The 18,229-nt window shown below is 71.8% G+C and carries 16 protein-coding genes; 11 read left to right on the forward strand and 5 right to left on the reverse strand.

Annotated features, from left to right (window positions below; all coding sequences use genetic code 11):
* Positions 1 to 56: 56 nt before the first annotated feature.
* The 4 genes from cimA to BFF77_RS12780 all read left to right on the forward strand — a co-directional run bounded on the left by cimA (position 57) and on the right by BFF77_RS12780 (position 5,656).
* Positions 57 to 1,685 carry a citramalate synthase gene (cimA, locus tag BFF77_RS12765; protein WP_066947962.1) on the forward strand — a complete coding sequence of 543 codons (1,629 nt, stop codon included), beginning with the start codon at positions 57 to 59 and terminating at the stop codon, positions 1,683 to 1,685.
* Positions 1,686 to 1,712: 27 nt separating this feature from the next.
* The gene (locus BFF77_RS12770) at positions 1,713 to 2,747 is read left to right on the forward strand and encodes a ketoacyl-ACP synthase III family protein (protein WP_066948011.1); all 1,035 of its coding nucleotides are present in this window, start codon (positions 1,713 to 1,715) and stop codon (positions 2,745 to 2,747) included.
* Between the two features lie 75 nt (positions 2,748 to 2,822).
* On the forward strand, positions 2,823 to 3,782 hold the full coding sequence (locus BFF77_RS12775; RefSeq protein WP_079125098.1) for an aromatase/cyclase: 960 nt from the start codon (positions 2,823 to 2,825) through the stop codon (positions 3,780 to 3,782).
* Between the two features lie 131 nt (positions 3,783 to 3,913).
* Complete coding sequence (locus BFF77_RS12780; RefSeq protein WP_066947968.1) at positions 3,914 to 5,656, forward strand: AMP-binding protein; 1,743 nt, start codon at positions 3,914 to 3,916, stop codon at positions 5,654 to 5,656.
* A 42-nt stretch (positions 5,657 to 5,698) separates the two neighbouring features.
* On the opposite strand, the gene BFF77_RS12785 is transcribed toward BFF77_RS12780, so the two are convergent.
* Together BFF77_RS12785 and BFF77_RS12790 are read right to left on the reverse strand one after the other, a co-directional pair.
* Entirely contained in the window at positions 5,699 to 6,310 is a 612-nt protein-coding gene (locus BFF77_RS12785; RefSeq protein WP_066947971.1) for a response regulator transcription factor, read from the reverse strand.
* 21 nt (positions 6,311 to 6,331) lie between these two features.
* A complete protein-coding gene (locus BFF77_RS12790; protein WP_066947974.1) occupies positions 6,332 to 7,456 on the reverse strand; it encodes a sensor histidine kinase in 1,125 nt (374 codons plus the stop codon).
* 609 nt (positions 7,457 to 8,065) lie between these two features.
* Between BFF77_RS12790 and BFF77_RS12795 the strand changes: the two genes are divergently transcribed.
* From BFF77_RS12795 to BFF77_RS12820, 6 genes are all read left to right on the forward strand, one after another.
* Positions 8,066 to 8,857 (forward strand): AfsR/SARP family transcriptional regulator, encoded by a 792-nt coding sequence (locus BFF77_RS12795; protein WP_066947975.1) that lies wholly within the window; start codon positions 8,066 to 8,068, stop codon positions 8,855 to 8,857.
* A 288-nt stretch (positions 8,858 to 9,145) separates the two neighbouring features.
* Positions 9,146 to 10,408, forward strand: a complete 1,263-nt coding sequence (locus BFF77_RS12800; RefSeq protein ID WP_066948014.1) for a beta-ketoacyl-[acyl-carrier-protein] synthase family protein — start codon at positions 9,146 to 9,148, stop codon at positions 10,406 to 10,408.
* Positions 10,405 to 11,625, forward strand: coding sequence for a ketosynthase chain-length factor (locus BFF77_RS12805; protein ID WP_066947978.1), 1,221 nt, complete (start codon positions 10,405 to 10,407; stop codon positions 11,623 to 11,625). Before BFF77_RS12800 ends, BFF77_RS12805 begins: the two co-directional genes overlap by 4 nt.
* Positions 11,626 to 11,672: 47 nt before the next feature.
* The gene (locus tag BFF77_RS12810; protein WP_066947982.1) at positions 11,673 to 11,945 is read left to right on the forward strand and encodes an acyl carrier protein; all 273 of its coding nucleotides are present in this window, start codon (positions 11,673 to 11,675) and stop codon (positions 11,943 to 11,945) included.
* Between the two features lie 59 nt (positions 11,946 to 12,004).
* Positions 12,005 to 13,699 (forward strand): acyltransferase domain-containing protein, encoded by a 1,695-nt coding sequence (locus BFF77_RS12815; protein WP_066947985.1) that lies wholly within the window; start codon positions 12,005 to 12,007, stop codon positions 13,697 to 13,699.
* A complete protein-coding gene (locus BFF77_RS12820) occupies positions 13,699 to 13,887 on the forward strand; it encodes a DUF6059 family protein (protein ID WP_066947988.1) in 189 nt (62 codons plus the stop codon). The genes BFF77_RS12815 and BFF77_RS12820 overlap by 1 nt, the downstream gene beginning before the upstream one ends.
* Positions 13,888 to 14,045: 158 nt before the next feature.
* On the opposite strand, the gene BFF77_RS12825 is transcribed toward BFF77_RS12820, so the two are convergent.
* Together BFF77_RS12825 and BFF77_RS12830 are read right to left on the reverse strand one after the other, a co-directional pair.
* Positions 14,046 to 15,083, reverse strand: coding sequence for an alpha-ketoacid dehydrogenase subunit beta (locus BFF77_RS12825; protein ID WP_066947991.1), 1,038 nt, complete (start codon positions 15,081 to 15,083; stop codon positions 14,046 to 14,048).
* A 32-nt stretch (positions 15,084 to 15,115) separates the two neighbouring features.
* Positions 15,116 to 16,099: a thiamine pyrophosphate-dependent dehydrogenase E1 component subunit alpha gene (locus BFF77_RS12830; protein WP_066947993.1), complete on the reverse strand. Its 984-nt coding sequence runs from the start codon at positions 16,097 to 16,099 to the stop codon at positions 15,116 to 15,118.
* 558 nt (positions 16,100 to 16,657) lie between these two features.
* Here BFF77_RS12830 and rfbA point away from each other — a divergent pair.
* Positions 16,658 to 17,530, forward strand: coding sequence for a glucose-1-phosphate thymidylyltransferase RfbA (gene rfbA, locus BFF77_RS12835; protein WP_066948017.1), 873 nt, complete (start codon positions 16,658 to 16,660; stop codon positions 17,528 to 17,530).
* Positions 17,531 to 17,589: 59 nt separating this feature from the next.
* Here rfbA and BFF77_RS12840 read toward each other — a convergent pair.
* The coding region (locus tag BFF77_RS12840) for a dTDP-glucose 4,6-dehydratase (RefSeq protein ID WP_141698426.1) at positions 17,590 to 18,229 on the reverse strand (640 nt) is incomplete at its 5' end.

An 18,229-nucleotide genomic window follows, 5' to 3' on the forward strand; every position in this document is an offset into this window, starting at 1 on the left:
GCTTTCGCGTCGCGGGCCGGAGCGACTGGACCCAACCAGCAGCGGAGGACGGGCAGATGGCACGACAGGACTTCCAGCTCTACGACACGACCCTGCGGGACGGGACGCAGCAGGAGGGTCTCGTGCTGTCGGTGGACGACAAGCTCGCCGTGGCCCGGTGCCTCGACGCCCTGGGGGTGGGATTCATCGAGGGCGGCTGGCCGGGAGCCGTACCGAAGGACACGGAGTTCTTCCGGCGCGCGGCCACCGAACTGCGCCTGGACAACGCGGAACTGGTGGCGTTCGGGGCCACCCGGAAACCCGGGACCTCGGCCGCCACCGATCCCCAGGTGCGGGAACTGGTCCTTGCCGGGACCCCGGTGGTGACGCTCGTGGCCAAGAGCGATCCCCGGCATGTGGAACTGGTGCTCAGGACGACCCTGGCCGAGAACCTCGCGTCCATCGGCGGCACCGTGCGCCATCTGGTCCGCACCGGCCGGAGGGTCTTCCTGGACGCGGAACACTTCTTCGACGGCCACCGGGCCAACCGTGACTACGCCCTGGAGGTCGTGCGCACCGCGGCGGAGGCCGGTGCAGAGACCGTCGTCCTGTGCGACACCAACGGCGGTTCCCTGCCCGACGAGGTGGGCGCGGTGGTGTCCGACACGCTCAGCAGCACCGGTGTGCCGCTCGGCATCCACTGCCATGACGACTCCGGATGCGCGGTCGCCAACACGATGGCGGCGGTGGCCTCCGGCGCCCGCCATGTCCAGGGCACCGTGCACGGTTACGGCGAGCGCTGCGGCAACGCCAATCTCCTCACCCTCGCGGCGAACCTGATCCTCAAGCGCGGCGTGCCGGCCCTGCCGCCCGGCCGGCTGGGCACCCTGGCCGCCGTGGGCCGTTCCATCGCCGAGATCACGGGACGCGGGCCCGCCACGGGCGCCCCGTACGTGGGCCGGTCCGCCTTCACCCACAAGGCCGGCCTGCACGCCTCCGCGCTGCGGGTGGACAGTGAGCTGTACCAGCACGTCGACCCGCATCACGTCGGCAACACGATGCGGACCCTGGTGTCCGACATGGGCGGCCGGTCGTCGGTCCTGCTCAAGGCCCAGGAGCTGGGCTACGACGTCGCCACCGCACAGGACGTGATCGCGCGGCTGGCCACGAAGGTCAAGGAGCTGGAGCACCGCGGCTACAGCTTCGAGTCCGCCGACGCGTCCTTCGAGCTGCTGCTGCGCGCGGAGCTGTCCGCGGACCGCGCCGCGCCGCCCGTCGACGTCCTCTCCTGGCATGCCGGCACGAAGGCCGCGGGCGCCGGCCGCGAGCGGTCCAGCGCCTCGGTCCGGCTTCGGGTGAACGGTGTGGCGGCCGAAGGCGCCGAGACGGGCGGCAGCACGGTCGACGCCCTCGACCGGGCGCTGCACCAGGCCCTCGACCCGAGGTTTCCCCGGATACGGCGGCTGCGGCTCGTCGGCCACCGGGTCCGTCTCCCGGTCGGCGGGACCGACGGCCGCCCGACGGCCAGGGTCGTCGCCTCCTTCACGGACGGCCCCGACCGGCTGGACACCGTAGGAGTGGGCGCGGACACCGAGTCCGCCTTCCTCCAGGCGCTGACGGACGCCGTGCGTTACCTGTTGACGGCGGACGGCCCGGACGGTGAGGGACGGACCGCGGGCCACGAGCCGACCGCGGCGGCGTACTGACGGACCGAGCACAGGGACGGAATGACCATGCGTTTGGAAGGCATCTTCGTACAGGCGACCGGCGTCCGGCTCCCCGCCCGGCTGCGGGTGAGTGACGCGGTCGCCGCGGGCGAGTGCCCGCCGCGGACCGCGGACACCACCGGCGTCGTCTCCGTGGCGTACTCGCCCGACGAGTCGGCGGCGGAGATGGCGGTCGCGGCGGCGGGCAGCGCCCTGGACCGCGCCCGGACGCAGCCGGACGACATCGACCTGATCCTGCACGCCGACACCTACCACCAGGGCCAGGACCTGTGGCCGGTGGCCTCCTACATCCAGCGCGAGACGCTCCGGAGCACCTGCCCGGCCCTGGAGATCCGGCAGATGTCCAACGGCGGCCTGGCCGCACTCGACCTGGCCGCCGCGTATCTGAGTGCCGCGCCCGGCCGCCGCCAGGCCCTGCTGACCACCGCCGACCGGTTCTGCCCGCCCGGCATCGACCGCTGGCGCACCGACCCCGGCACGCCCTACGCCGACGGGGGTACGGCGCTGGTGCTCTCCCGGCAGGGCGGGTTCGCCTCGGTCGCCTCACTGGCGTTGTTCGCCGACTCCGAACTCGAACCCCTGCACCGCGGCGACACCCCTTTCTCCCCGGCGCCGTTCACCCATGGCATGCCCGTCGACTTCGACGCGGCCAAGCGGGCCTTCGTCGAGCGCATGGGCATCTCGTACGCCGTCGCGCGCAGCGGCGCCGGGCAGTACAACGTCGTCAAGGAGGCGCTGTCGGACGCCGGGATGGAACTCGCCGACGCCGCGTGGGTGATCCTTCCGCATTTCGGCCGCCGCCGGCTCCAGTCCATCTACTACCGGCCGTTCGGCATCGATCCGGGGCGCACCACGTGGGACTGGAGCCGGACGGTGGGACACCTGGGCGCCGGTGACCAGTTCGCGAGCCTGGACCGGCTCGTCGTGTCCGGCCTGGCCGCGCCCGGTGACCGTTGTGTCCTGATGTCGGTCGGCGCGGGATACAGCTGGGGCTGCGCCGTGGTCGACATCCTCGACCGCCCGGACTGGGCCGCCGGCTGACGTCCCGACCCGCCGCTCCCGAAACCCCGACAAGACAGACGCCGCCGCGGTGGCCCTGGTGAGAGGAAGTGTCCTGTGGCACGGAGCAGCACGGCAACCACTCATGTGACGGAGCACAGTGTCGTCGTCGCGGCGCCCGCCGCGGACGTCCACCGGCTCGTCGTCGACGCGGCCGGCTGGCCCGACGTCTTCGGTCCGACGGTCCACGCCGAGATCCTGGAGGAGACGGGGCAGCACCAGTTGCTGAGGATCTGGGCGTTCGCGAACGGCCGTGTGCGCGGCTGGACCTCCCGCCGGGTCCTCGACCCGGCGGCCCGCACGGTGGCCTTCCGTCAGGTGGTGTCCGTCCCACCGGTGGAGTCGATGGGCGGCCTGTGGCGGATCGAGGAGACGGCGGACGGCTGCCGGGTGACACTGCTGCACGACTACCGGGCCGTCGACGACGACCCCGAGGGCGTGCGTCTGATCGGGACGGCCGTGGAGGCCAACAGCACCGCGGAGCTGGACGCCCTCAGGACCACGGCCGAGCGGTCCGGCGACGCCGCCCGCTCGAAGTTCACCTTCGGCACCCATCAGGACATCGACGGCGACCCGCGCGAGGTGTTCGACTTCCTGGCCCGCGCCGAGGAGTGGCCGAGCCGTCTTCCGCACGTCGCCCGGCTCGAACTGACCGAGGACGAGCCCGGCGTGCAGCACATGACCATGGACACCCGCGGCCCGGACGGTTCCACGCACACCACCTCCTCGGTCAGGCTCTGCTTTCCCGACCGCGGGCTGATCGTCTACAAGCAGACGGCACCGCCGCCCGTGATGACCACTCACACCGGGCGGTGGGTCGTGGAGGAGATCCCCGGCGAGTCCGGCGCGCCCGTGGTGCGGGTCACCTCCTGGCACACGGTCGTGGTCGATCCGCAGGGCGTGCGGCGGGTGCTGGGGCCCGGCACGGAGTTGGCCGAGGCCCGGGCCCTGATCCAGCGGTCCCTCACGGCGAACAGCGCCGCGACCCTGCTCAGGGCCAAGCAGCACGTGGAGTAACCCACCCGGCCGGGGGGGCGGCGGGGCCCCGAGGACGCGTTCTCCCGCTCCCGCGCCGGTCCGTCACCGTCAGAGACCGCCGAAGCGTGATCCACGCCGCCGCCGAGTCCGGCTGCTTTCCAGGGGGAGCCTTGAAGAACGACCGTACGTACGGTGAGGTGATCCACGAGAGGGCGCTGACGGCTCCCGCCCGGGAGGCGCTGGTGCTCGTGGCCGAGGACGGCACGGACACACCGGCCGGGCGTCTGACCTACGGCGAACTCGACGGCCGCGCCGCGGCGCTGGCGGGCTGGCTGCGGGAGCACGGGCCCGCCGGTCAGCGCGTGCTGGTGGCGCAGCCCTCCCCCCGGCTCTTCGCGGTCGGTCTGCTCGCGTGCATGTACGCCGGCGCGGTCGCCGTGCCGGTGGCCGTGCCGGGCGCGAGCCGGTACGACGCGGAGCGGGTACTCGGGATCGTCAGGGACGCGTCGGCGGGTGTCGTCCTCACGGACGCCGTCACAGCTCCGGACCTCTCCTTGCTGCTGGCCCGTCACGGGCACGACCGGGTCAGCTGCCTCGCGGTGGAGTCGGTGCCGGACGGGAGCGGGATCCGCGCGCCGACGGCCGACGCGGACGGCCCGGCGCTGCTCCAGTACACGTCCGGTTCCGCCCGGGAGCCCCGGGGCACGGTCCTGACCCACCGCAACCTGCTCGCCGGCCAGCGGGCGGTCGCGCTGGCCCTGGGCACCCGGCCGGGAGACCGGATCGGCGGCTGGCTGCCGGTCCATCACGGCATGGGCCTGGTCACGCACCTGCTGCACCCGCTCTGGCTGGGCGGGACCGGTGTCCTCATGAGCCGGAACGTGTTCGCCCGCCGGCCGGCGGCCTGGCCGGAAGCCGTGTCGGCCCACCGGATACGGGTGAGCGGAGGTCCCGGCTCGGCGTACGAGCGCTGTGCGCGCCAGGTCGGTGACCGGGAGCCGGCCGGTCTCGACCTGTCGGGCTGGGAGACGGCGTTCAGCACACCGGGACCGGTCCGGCCCGAGGCCCTGCGCGCCTTCGCCGACCGGTTCGCCCCGGCGGGCTTCCGGCGCGACGCGCTCAGGACCTGCTACGGACCCGCCGAAGTACCCGTGGTGGTGTCCGGATCCGGGTCCGGTGCCGAGGCGGTCGACCGCACGGTGGACGCGGCCGGGCTGGAGCGCCATGGACTGCGCCGTCCCGTCCCCGGCCGCCCGACGCGCACGCTCGCGGACCGCGGCATCCCGGCCGGCGCGGAACTGCGCATCGTCGACCCGGTGACCCGAGAGGTGCTGCCGGACGGCCGGACCGGGGAGATCTGGGTCCGGGGAGCGGCCGTCGCGCACGGCTACTGGAACCGCCCCCGGGAGAGCGCCGAGGTGTTCGACGCGCGCACCGCCGCCGGTGACGGCCGCGGCTTCCTGCGTACGGGCGACCTCGGCGCCATGTCGGACGGGCGTCTGTATGTGACCGGCCGGATCGAGGACACCGTCGTACTGGCCGACCGGAGTCTGTCGCCGGGAGATCTGGAACACGCGGTCCGGCAGGTCAGCGATCTGTTCGGGGCCGGCGCCGCCTTCGGTGTCGGCGCCCAGCGGGAGCATGTGGTGGTGATCCTGGAACTGCGGGGGAACGGCTACTACGGCGTCGATCTCCCCGCGCTCGTCTCCGCGGTGCGGGAACGCCTCGTCGCGGAGTTCCAGCTCAGCCCGGCCGCGGTGTTCCTCGTCCGGTCCGGGACGGTACGCCGCGGCGCCGGCGGCACGGTCGGGCGCGGCGAGTTGCGCCGGCTCCTGCTCGGCGGCGAACTCAAGGCGATCCACGAGGTGGTGGGGCACGACGTGCGGGAGCTCATCGGCACCGGGGAGGCGTGAGCCGCCCCGAGGCGAGCCGACGGCCGTGCCGCCCGGGAGCCCTCAGGGAATCCATCCCGCCTGCTCCGCGATCCGGATGGCGTCGACCCGGTTGCGCGCGTTGAGCTTGGTGACGATGGAGGTCAGATAGTTCCGTACGGTCCCCTTGGAGAGGTACAGGCGCCTGGCGATCTCGTCCGCCTCCGCGCCCTGCGCCGCCAGCCTGAGCACTTCGAGCTCGCGCCTGGTCAGGGGGGTGTCCTGGACGTCCCAGGCCGACAGCGCCAGTTCGGGATCGATGGCCCGCTGTCCCGCCGCCACCGCGCGAATGGCCTGGGCGAGCCGGTGCGGGTCGGAATCCTTGAGCAGGAAACCGGAGACCTTGGCGTCCAGCGCACGGCGCAGTGTGCCCGAGCGGCCCATCCCGGTCAGCATGATGGTCCGGCAGTTGGGCAGCCGCCGGTGGAGCTCCATCGCCGCGCTCAGCCCGTCGATCCCGGGCAGGCTGATGTCGATGACGGCGACGTCCGGCTGCGTCCTGAGGGCGGTCGGCACGATCGCGTCCCCGCGCCCGACGGCCGCCACGATCTCCAGGTCGCATTCCAGTTCCAGGAGGGTGACGAGGGCCTCACGGAGCATGGAGACGTCTTCGGCGATGAGCACTCTGACGGGCAACGTGAACCTCCAATCTCCCTCTCAGGAGGCCGGTCGGCCGGAGCCGAGCGATATGGCCAGGGGGACCTCGCACACCAGACGGAACCAGCCGTCGTCCCTCACCTCCGTGTCGATGTGGCCGCCGATGACATCGAACCGGCTGGCCAGATTGGTCAGGCCGCTGCCGTCGGAACAGTGCGGCCCGGCCGCCGGGCCGGCCACCCCGTCGTTGGCCATCACGAGCCGGACCTTCTCCCGCTCGTCGACGACCCGGATCGTGACGTGCCGGACGTGGGCGTGTTTGAGGGCGTTGGTCACGCCCTCGCGGACCGCGGTGGCCAGGACGGTGTCGACGGCGGGCGGCAGGCTCCCGCACCGGATGTCCACGTGCACGACGACACCGAGGGAGTCCAGCACCGACTGCACGGAGGACGTCTCGCTCTCCAGGGACATCCCGCGGTAGCCCCTCGCCACCAGTCTCACGTCGGACAGGGCCTGCCGGGAGATGTCCAGGATCTCGTCGATCTCCTTGCGTGCCTGGTCCGGCCTGCTGGGCACCAGACGGTAGATCAGCTCACTCTTCAACGCGATCGACGACAGGCTGAAGCCGAGCAGGTCGTGCAGGTCCATGGAGAAGCGGAGCCGCTCGCTCACGACCGCCCTGCGGGCCGCCTCCGCGCGCGAGGCCCACGCCTCCGAGACGAGATGGGTGAGCCGGGCGAGACCGAGGACGAGGAGGCCGCCGAGACCGGAGGCCAGGGCGAGACCGATGGAAGGCAGCAGAGGTGACTCGTGGGCCATGGCCCGTACGGGCAGGACCGCCACGACGAGTACGAAGACACTCCACGCCCGGATTCCCGTGAGCAACAGCAACGCCGAACCGGCCAGCGGGCCCGCCAGCCCATTCCAATTCGCGCCGCCGAACGCGACGACGAGATAAGTCGCACCCGCGACAAAAAAGAAGGCGGAAACCCTGCACACCGACTTCCATTGCTGGTACGAAAGAAAAGGAAGAACAGCCTGGAAACCGAGAAGGGGTATCGCGCACAGCCCATAGGCGATCACTTCACCCGTTCCGTGGGCACGCTGCGCGACGTCGGCCAGGACCAGCACGCCATGGGTGAGCACCAGGGCGACGATCAAGGAGCGGGCTATCTGGAGAGCCACCCTCGTGTGGTCCGATGGCCTCGTGTTGCGGGAATCGCCACGAAAAAGAGCATCCACCTGTCCCCCGTATACCTGAGATCCAATGCACTGTCGTCACATTGCAAAAGCCACCGGCATATCGGAGCGATAATAACAGGAGGTGGTTCTGGGACAACCGGTGCCCACCGCGCGATCACAGTCAGTGATTCACATCTGCACAAAATCAGCCTCTCCGGACGCGGTGATCACTTCACCGGCGCTGCCGATCGTGAACCCGGAGGCCCGGGGCGCATGCCCCGCTTCGAGCGGCAGAAGGGAACCGCCCGCTCCGGCACGATCCGAAACGTGGCTGGTTCACGGCGGTGTATCGCTACCGGAAGACGCCCGGGACCCGTCCCGCGGTCGCCGCCCGACGGCTGCTCCTTGCCTTGACAATCGTCACCTGCAGTGACCTGTGCGGCACACCGCCACGTACAGATTCTCGGTGGGACTCTGTGACTCATGGTAGTGCGGCTTTCACGCGCTCGGTATGACATATTCACAACGCCGCTCGTGTCTGTCTCACTGTGCCCCGGTCAACCGAAGTGCGAGGCTCCACCACTGTCGTACCGGTGTACGAGGGGAGCGCAGATGGAAATCAAGGTGCTGGGTCCGCTGAGCGCCGAGGAGCACGGGATCTCGGTGGTCCCGAGTGCGGCCAAGCCCAGACAGATCCTCGCCGTGCTCGCCCTCCAGGCGGGGCGCGTCGTCACGGTGTCCACGCTGATGGAGGAGATCTGGGGAGAGGCGGTGCCCCGCAGTGCCGCGACCACGTTGCAGACCTACATCCTCCAGTTGCGCCGCAGGATCGCCGCGGCACTCCCGGAGGAAACGGGACGCGGCGCGAAGGACGTCCTGGTCACCCGGCACGGCGGCTACCTGCTCGACATACCTCCGGGCCAGGTGGACGCCCAGGAGTACGAGCGCTACGCGTCCGCCGGCCGGGCCGCGCTCGACGCGCACGACGACCACGCGGCGTCCGAACTGCTCGGCAGGGCCCTGGGGATGTGGCGGGGACCGGCCCTGGTCGACGTACGGATCGGCAGGGTGCTGGAACTGGAGGTGCTGCGCGTCGACCAGGGCCGGCTGGCGGTGCTCGAACGGCGTGTCGGCGCCGATCTGCGGCTGGCCCGTCACTGCGAACTCGTGCCCGAACTGACCGTACTGACGGCCCGTTACCCCATGCACGAGAACTTCTGCGCCCTGCTCATGCTGGCCGCCTACCGTTCCGGCAACGCCTGGCGGGCTCTTCAGGCGTTCCAGCAGCTACGCGCCACGCTCGTCGAGGAGTTGGGCCTCGAACCGTCCGCCCGGCTGCAACGGCTGCACCAGTCGATACTCGTCGGCGACCCGGCCCTGGAACTGCAGGTCGCCGCTCTCTGAGCGGCCCGCCCACCCCGGCTCCTCCCTCCGCGCGCCGCGCTCCATGTCGGCACGAGCGTTCGTCGAGGGGGCCGCCGAACGATGAACCGGATCGCCGCCGGTGGCACGTCACAAGCGCACCACCGGGCGATTCAGCGGGCGGGACGCGACGACAGAGACCCTGCGCCGTCTCGCACGCTGGCCCACCGGACCGGATCGACGAGAGAGGGACCCCACAGTGACTGGCACAGCTCGGCCCGGACCACGAACCCGAAGCAGCTCGGTCCTCGCGGGAACGGGGTGAAGACCATGCGCAGAGTCGCCATCACGGGCCTGGGCACGGTAGCCCCTGGAGGCAACGGGGTGAAGGAGTACTGGGAACTCCTCACCTCCGGCCGGTCCGCCACACGCACCATCAGTTTCTTCGACCCCTCGCCCTTCCGCTCGCGGGTGGCGGCCGAGTGCGACTTCGACCCGGTGTCGGCGGGCCTGACGCCGCAGGAGATCCGACGGCTCGACCGGGCCGCCCAGTTCGCCGTGGTGAGCGCCCGCGAGGCACTCGCCGACAGCGGCCTGGACGTCTCGCGTCTCGACCCCGGCCGGACCGGTACCTCGATCGGCAGCGCGGTGGGATGCACCACCAGCCTGGAACGCGAGTACGTGGTCGTCAGCGACGGCGGGCGCAAGTGGAACGTCGACCACGAGTACGCCGTCCCCGAGCTGTACCGGCACTTCGTGCCCAACACGATGGCGGCCGAAGTCGCCTGGGTCGTCGGGGCCGAGGGTCCCGCCGCCGTGGTCTCGACCGGCTGCACCTCGGGGCTCGACGCGGTCGGTCACGCGGTGGAGCTGATCCGCGAGGGAAGTGTCGACGTGATGGTGGCGGGCGCCACCGAGGCTCCCATCTCCCCCATCACCTCCGCCTGCTTCGACGCCATCCACGCCACCACCCCGCACAACGACGAACCGGACCGCGCGTGCCGGCCCTTCGACCGCACCCGCGGCGGACTGGTGCTGGGGGAGGGCGCGGCGGTCATGATCCTGGAGGAGTGGGAGAGCGCCCGCGCACGCGGAGCGCACATCTACGCCGAGATCGCCGGATTCGCCGCCCGCTGCAACGCGTACCACATGACGGGGCTCAAGCCGGACGGGCGCGAGATGGCCGAAGCCATCGACGCCGCCCTCCAGGAGGCCCGTCTGGCACCGGACTCCATCGGCTACATCAACGCGCACGGATCCGGCACCAAGATGAACGACCGCCATGAGACGGGCGCGTTCAAACGCAGCCTGGGCGACCACGCCTACAACGTACCGATCAGTTCGATCAAGTCGATGATCGGTCACTCGCTCGGCGCCATCGGCTCGCTGGAGATCGTCGCCTGCGCGATGGCGATCGAGCACGGTGTGCTGCCGCCCACCGCCAACCTGCACGAGCCCGATCCCGAACTCGACCTCGACTACATCCCGTTGACCGCGCGCAGGCAGCGGGCGGACGTGGTGCTCACCGTCGGCAGCGGCTTCGGCGGATTCCAGAGCGCCATGCTGCTCACCGCTCCGGACGTGCGCTCATGACGGCCGCCGTGGTCACGGGCCTCGGGGTCGCCGCGCCGAACGGTCTCGGCACGGAGGCGTTCTGGAAGGCCACCCTCGCCGGGCGGAGCGGTCTGGCCGCGCTGACCCGCTTCGATCCCGCCCAGTACCCGTCCGTGCTCGCCGGTGAGATCAAGGGCTTCACCGCCGAGGACCACATCCCCAGCCGGCTGATGCCGCAGACGGACCACATGACCCGGCTCGCACTGGCCGCCACGGACTGGGCCATCGGCGACGCCGGCGCCGATCTGCGGCAACTGCCCGAGTACGGCATGGGCGTGGTGACCGCGGCCTCCGGCGGGGCCGTCGAGTTCGGCCAGCGGGAACTGGAGAACCTCTGGAGCAAGGGCAAGGAGTACGTCAGCGCCTACCAGTCCTTCGCCTGGTTCTACGCGGTCAACACCGGCCAGATCTCCATCCGGCACAAGATGCGCGGTCCCAGCGGGGTCCTGCTCACGGAACAGGCCGGCGGCATCGACGCCATCGGCCACGCCCGGCGGCATGTCCGCAAGGGCACCCCACTCGTGGTGTCCGGCGGGGTGGACGCGGCGCTCTGCCCCTGGGGATGGGTGCCCCAGATTGCCTCCGGCCGTATGAGCACCGTCGCGGACCCGGACCGCGCCTATCTGCCCTTCTCCGCCGACGCCTGCGGATATGTCGTGGGTGAGGGAGGCGCCGTCGTCATCCTCGAGGACGCCGCGTCGGCGCGGGAGCGCGGTGCTCCACGGGTCTACGGCGAGGTCGCCGGCTACGCGGCGACCATGGATCCGGCGCCCGGCACGGGCCGGCCGGCCGGTCTGCGCCGCGCGGCCGAGAACGCCATCGCCGACGCGGGCCTCACTCCGGGGGACATCGACGTGGTCTTCGCCGACGCGGCGGGCGTACCCGAACTGGACCGGACCGAGGCGGCGGCGATCACCGGGCTCTTCGGGCGGCACGGGGTGCCGGTGACCGCTCCCAAGACCATGACCGGCAGGCTGCTCGCGGGAGGCGCCGCCCTCGACGTCGCCACCGCCCTGCTCTCCCTGCGCGACGGGGTGATCCCCCCGACCGTCAACGTACGCGCTCCCGCACCCGAGCACGGGCTCGACCTGGTGACCGGAGGGCCCCGCGACACCGACCTGCGGTCGGCCCTGGTGCTGGCTCGCGGATACGGGGGCTTCAACGCGGCCCTCGTCCTGCGCCGTACCGACGGCTGACCGTCCCCCCGACCGACGAGTCCCCCATCCCACGAGAGGACCCTGGCATGTCCACCGGCTCCACGGTAACCCTGGCCGACCTCACCCGGATGCTGCGTGAGAGCGCGGGCGAGGAAGAGGGCGTCGACCTGGACGGGGACGTCCTGGACGTCTCCTTCGACGATCTCGGCTACGACTCCCTGGCCATGCTCCAGGTCGTCGGGCAGATCCAGCGCGAATACGGCGTCCGGCTGCCGGACGAGACGATCGCCGACGCGGAGACCCCGCGCGCCCTGCTCACGCTGATCAACACCACCGGAGAGATATCTCAGGCCGGGTGAGGCGGCGCGTGCCCGTGGCCCGACCGCCGCCGGCACACGCGACGAGAGGAGAGACACAGATGCTCTGCACAGCTCTGACCGTGGTCACGCTGGAGCCGACCGTCCCGGGGAGAGACCCGGCGGGGCCGCCGCCAAACGACCGGCAGGACGTCGTCACCACGCTCGCGGCCCACGGCCTCACCGGACCGTCGGCGCGCGCCAGAACCGTCGTCCTCCTGGTGGGCGGGGACTCCTCGCCGCCGGACGGCCCGGTCGTGGAGGGTGTCGTCGTGCGCACGGCGGATTCCATGGTCCGGGCCCTGGTACTGGCGCACGCCGCGCTCACGGACGGCACCAAGGACGTGGCGCTGGTCCTGGACCGTGCCGGTGGGCCCGGCACCGTCCGGGCCAGCCGGGTGACCCTGCGCGGCGTGCCGTGGCAGGACCGTACGGCACCCGGGCGTCCTCCGTCGCGGGGCCCGGTGGCCGACACCGGGCGGTTGCTGCTCTGGTCCGGCCGTCGCGCGAGCGACGAGACGCGGACCCGGGCCCAACTGCGTTCGGCGGTCGGCCCGATGACGGACGACACCTTCCGCGCCCTGCCTGCGGTGGTGTCCTGCGGACCGGGCGCGGGCCCCGTGCGGGCGGCGGCCCTGTGCCGCGGTGAGGACCCCACCGCCGCGCTGGACGCCGCCAGGGCGGTCGTGGCCGACGACCCGCGCCCGGTGGCCCTGCTCTTTCCCGGCCAGGGTTCGCAGCACACCGCGATGGCCGCCGGCCTGTACACGCACGAGCCCGTGTTCACCGAGGCCGTCGACACGGTCCTGGACCTCATGGGCGACGAGGGCGCGGCCGTCCGTGCCGACTGGCTCGGCCCGCACGAACCGCACATCGCCGTCGACGACGTCCGGCGGGCGCAGCCGCTGCTGTTCGCGGTGGACTACGCGCTCGGCAAGATGGTCATGAGCTGGGGAATCCGGCCGACCGCGCTGCTCGGTCACAGCGCGGGCGAACTCGTGGCAGCCACCTTCGCCGGTGTGGTGTCCCTCCAGGACGCGGTCATGATGATGCGGGCGCGCGTCCGTCACGCGCTGTCCGTACCGGCCGGGGGAATGCTCGCGGTCGCGGCGTCCGAGGCGCGGTTACGCCCCTACCTGATCGGCGAGGTGGCCGTCGCCGCGGTCAACACGGGCCTCCAGACGATGCTGGCCGGTCCCGCGGCACAGCTGTTCACGGTCGAGAAGCGGCTGCGGGAGGACGGCCACACGGTCGTGGCGGTGCCGGCGACCAGCCCCTTCCACTCCCCCGCGATGGCTCCGGCCGCCGACGCCGTCGAGCGGGACTACGCGGGCATCCGCTTCCGGCCCCCGGACCTCGCGCTCTACTCCGGCTACGCGGGGGAGCTGATGAGCGAGCGGGACGCGCTCAGCCCGCGGTTCTGGGCCCGGCAGATCACGGACACGGTGTACTTCGGCCCGGCCCTGGACCAGTTGCTCGCCGCGGAGGACATGCTGCTGGTGGAGGCCGGGCCGCGGCAGACCCTGGCCTCGTTCGCGCGCCGGCACCCCGCCGTGCGGAGCGGGGCGAGCGCGGTGGTGGCGATGCTCCCGGCACGCCCCGACGGTCCGGCGACGGACAGGCGGACCGTGCTCGGCACGGTGGCCCGGTTGTGGACCGAGGGCCATGACCTGGACGGCTCCGCGCTCGACCGGTTGTGGGCCGATGGCTCGGAGCACGCCGCGCTGCGGTCGCCCGTGGCGGCGGGGCGGTCGTGATGATCCTGCGACTGCTGCACGCGTTGTCCCGGGCGATGATCGCCGCGGGAGGCATCTGGGTGTACGTCCCGCCCACCCGCCGTCTCGACGAGCCGGGTCCGGGACATCCCGAGAAGGTCGCTCGCGGTGTTTCCCTGAGCGATGTCGAGCGGGGCCTGGAGCGCACCCTGCTCGGCGAGAGCGAGTGACGGCGGCTCCCGCCCGGTCCCCGGACACCGGCGCGGGAGCCGTCGGCGCACGACCGTGGCCGACCCGGTCTCCGATCGGGTCGGCCACAGACGTTCCACCGGACGGTCCGGGGGGCGGTACGAGAGCGATGCGGGGCGATCGGGGGCCGCGGGAAAGGTCAGTACGGTCCCTGGAACCCCGCGGCGACGTCCGCCAGCGCGGGCAGCTCTCCCGGCGCCTGCCCGCACAGCCGCAGACAGGCCTCCACTATGCCGCCGGCGCCGGGGTGGAACGCCTCCTCCAGCGGCCAGGACACCGGCGCCGGACTGTCCGGCAGTGCCAGCCGCCGTACCGGGGCCGTCAGGGCCTCGGGTATGTTCTCGGCCACCACCGCGGCCACCTCCGCGCTGAATCCGTACCGTGCCCAGCTGGTGTCGGCCACCACCAGCCGTCCCGTCTTGGCCACCGATTCGCAGATGATCCGGTCGTCCAACGGCCGCAGGCTGCGCACGTCGACCACCTCCACGCTGATCCCCCGCTCGGCCAGTTGACCGGCCGCCCGCTCCGCCTCGTGCACCATGAGGGAGGTCGCGACCACGGTGACGTCGCCGCCGCGCCGCGCGATCCTCCCGACGCCGAAGGGAATGCCGGAGGCCTCCGCCGGCACCTCGCCGGTGAGCGGGTACAGGTTGCGGTTCTCCACGAGTACGACGGGGGTGTCGCCGGTCAGCGCCTGGACCAGCAGTCCCTTGGCGTCGGCGGGTGACGCCGGTGCCGCCACATGCAGTCCCGCGTAGTGGGCGAAGGTCGCGTGCGGGCTCTGCGAGTGCGTCGCGCCCTGCCCCCAGCCCCGGCCGACGACACCGCGCGTGACGACGGGGACCCCGCCCTTGTCGCCGCCGTACATGTAGCGCCACTTGGCGGCCAGGTTCACCAGCGGGTCCAGCGCCAGGAACATGAAGTCGGCCCGGGTGTGGATCAGCAGCGGCCTCATTCCGCCCGCCGCGGCGCCCACGGCGAACCCCGCCGTGGCGTTCTCGGAGTTGGGCACGTCGATCACACGGTTCGGGCCGAACCGCGCGAACGCCTCCTTCGTGGTACCGAAGGTGCCCTTGATGTCGTCAACCCCCTCCCCCGCGATGAAGATGCTCTCGTCCGCCGCCATGCACTGCACGGTGGCCTCGCTGATCGCCTGCCAATAGGTGAGAGTGCGCACGTGTCCTGGTCCTCCTCGTCGAGTGCACCGGGTCAGCGGGGCACGGGCTGGTAGGCGCCGTCGAGCAGAGCTGCGACGTCGGGGAAGGGCTGCTCCTTGGCGTAGGCGATCGCGCCGCGGATCTCGTCGCCGAACAGCGCCCGCCACTCGGCGACCGTCCGGTCGATGCCGGGGTCCTGTTCACGCAGCACGTCGGCGGCCCGCACGATGGGGCAGCGGGCGATCCATGCCTCCGTCTCCGCCGCCGGCCGGTACCCCTGCCCGTCGCCGTGGTCGAAGCCCGGCCCCACGTGTTCCCGCCACCGGTAGGTCGCCAGCTCCAGCAGGTACGGGCCGCTGCCTTCGCGGCAGTGCCGCAGAGCCGTCCGCGCCGCCTCGTGCACGGCGAACACGTCGTTGCCGTCCACCTGTACGGCCGTGACCCCGGCCGCCTCGGCCCGGTCCCGGATCGTGGGGCCCGCGGGCTGCCGGGCGCCGATCGGGGAGGAGATGGAGTAGAGGTTGTTCTCGCAGACGAAGAGCACCGGGGCCCGGCGCACCGCCGCCAGGTTGAGCGATTCGGCGAACACGCCCTCCTCCGTCGCGCCGTCGCCGAAGAAGGTGACCGCGGCCCGCGCCTCACCACCGCGCGCGAAGGCCCAGGCGGTTCCCACCGCCACCGGGATCATCTCGCCGAGGATGGCCGCCGAGCCCGCGAAGCCGGCCGCCCGGTCGATCAGGTGGATCGAGCCGCCGCGGCCGTGCGAGCAGCCGGCCTGCTTGCCGTACAGCTCGGCGACCATGGCCTTGAGGTCGCCTCCCTTGGCCAGGTAGGGGGCGTGGGAGCGGTGGGCGGTGTAGACCCAGTCCCTGGTGTCCGTGGCGGCGCAGACACCCACCGCGGTCGCCTCCTGGCCGATCGAGAAGTGGGTGGGGGTACGCATCTCCTGCTCGTCGCGGTAATGGTCGGCGAGCGTTTCCTCCACCACGCGGATACGCACCATGTCTCGGAGCAACCGGGTACGGCCGGACGTCATTCGAGCCTCCTCGCAACCAGTTTCGGGACGCCGGGGTCTCCTCACGCGCGGTGCCGGGCCGACCTCGCCCACAGGAGTCGCGACGGCATCGGCTGCCGCACTTCGCCACCGGTGCGCGGCGCGATCGGCCTTTCTCCCCTCTCCGAACGATGCCGCGCAGCCGGACGGGCGCCCCTTTCCCGGTGCCCTATCGTCGGAGCGTCCCCTAGAGGACTGGTGAAGCCCCCCTGGACACCCGGGCGTGGATACCCGGGCGCACCCGGTCACGGGCGAACGGCCGTCGAGGATCCTTCGTCCGGATCCTGCCGGGATCGAGCCCCGTTCAAGACGCAAGCGAGCCCCGTACGGTGCTGTGGACTCCTTCGCGTGGACCGGTGACGAAGTGTTGGTGAGCACGGTCCTCGACACCTACCGGTGACCACCGCACGGGGCGGACGCCGATCGCGGCCTGCCCCCTGACCGGCGGCCGACCGGCCCTCACCCGTGGCACGGAACGGAAAGCAGCCCGCGGGACCGCTCGCCGAGACACGCACCCAACGTCTGAAGGGGCACGCGCGCATGAAGGGCATCATTCTCGCCGGCGGGACCGGGACTCGTCTGCACCCGATCACCATCGGCACGTCGAAGCAGCTTCTTCCCGTGGGCGACAAGCCGATGATCTACTACCCGCTCTCGGTACTCATGCTCGCGGGCATCCGGGACATCCTCCTGATCACCAACCCCTCCGACACACCGAGGTTCACCGCGCTCCTCGGGGACGGTTCCCACCTCGGACTGAACATCACCTACGCGGAGCAGGGCACCCCGCGGGGCATCGCGGACGCCATCCTCATCGGTGCCGAACACATCGGGGACGGTCCGGTGGCGCTGATCCTCGGTGACAACATCTTTCACGGCAACAGCTTCTCGGAGACCCTCACGGCCAACGTCCGCGACGTCCGCGGATGCGTGCTGTTCGGCTACCCGGTCAACGACCCCCAGCGGTACGGCGTGGGTGAGACCGACGCCAACGGCGACCTTGTCGGCGTGCAGGAGAAACCGGAGCACCCCCGCTCCAACCGTGCGATCACCGGCCTCTATCTGTACGACAACGACGTCGTCGACATCGCGAAGAACCTCAGGCCCTCGGCGCGCGGCGAACTGGAGATCACCGATGTGAACCGCGTCTACCTGGAGCGGGGCCGGGCCCGGCTCGTGGACCTGGGCCGGGGCTTCGCGTGGCTGGACACCGGAACGCCGGAATCGCTGCTCCAGGCAGGCCAGTACGTCCGTATGCTCGAAGAGCGGCAGGGAGTGCGGATCGCCTGCATCGAGGAGATCGCGCTGCGTCTGGGCCTCATCGACGCCGACGCCTGTCACCGGCTGGGGTCGCGGATGGCCGCCTCGGACTACGGCCGGTACGTCATCGCCATGGCCGCCGAACTCCGTTGAGCAGATGACCGACGGGCCCGCGCCGCGCGTCCGCGGGCGGGCCCCGCCGGTCGGCCCCGTCAGCCGACAGGGGCGTCGAGGGTGGTGGCGCGGCGGGCGAGCGGCTCCCACCATCCCCGGTTCTCCTGGTACCAGCGGACGGTGTCGGCCAGGCCCTGTGCGAAGTCGACCCGGGGTGCGAAGCCCAGTTCCTCCCGGAGGCGCGTGGCGTCCAGCGCGTAGCGCCGGTCATGTCCCAGACGGTCCTGGACATGCTCCACCCGGTCCCAGCCCAGACCGAGTTCGGCGAGCACCCGCCGGGTCAGCTCGCGGTTGGCCAGCTCCGTCCCGCCGCCGACGTTGTAGGTCCGGCCCGCCCGGCCCGACTCCAGCACGAGCTGGATCGCGCGGCAGTGGTCGTCCACATGCAGCCACTCGCGCACATGCGTGCCGTCGCCGTAGAGCGGTGCCTTCCCGCCGTCGAGCAGGCGTGTGACGAAGAGCGGGATGATCTTCTCGGGGAACTGGTACGGCCCGTAGTTGTTGCTGCACCTGGTGACGGTGGTCCACAGTCCGTACGTACGGTGGAAGGCCCGGACGAGCAGGTCGGAGGCGGCCTTCGACGCGCCGTAGGGCGAGTTGGGCTCCAGCGGGGACGACTCGGTCCACGAGCCCTCCTCGACCGATCCGTAGACCTCGTCGGTGGAGATGTGCACGAAG

Source organism: Streptomyces lushanensis, from assembly GCF_001700515.1.
In the GTDB taxonomy this organism is placed as follows: domain Bacteria; phylum Actinomycetota; class Actinomycetes; order Streptomycetales; family Streptomycetaceae; genus Streptomyces; species Streptomyces lushanensis.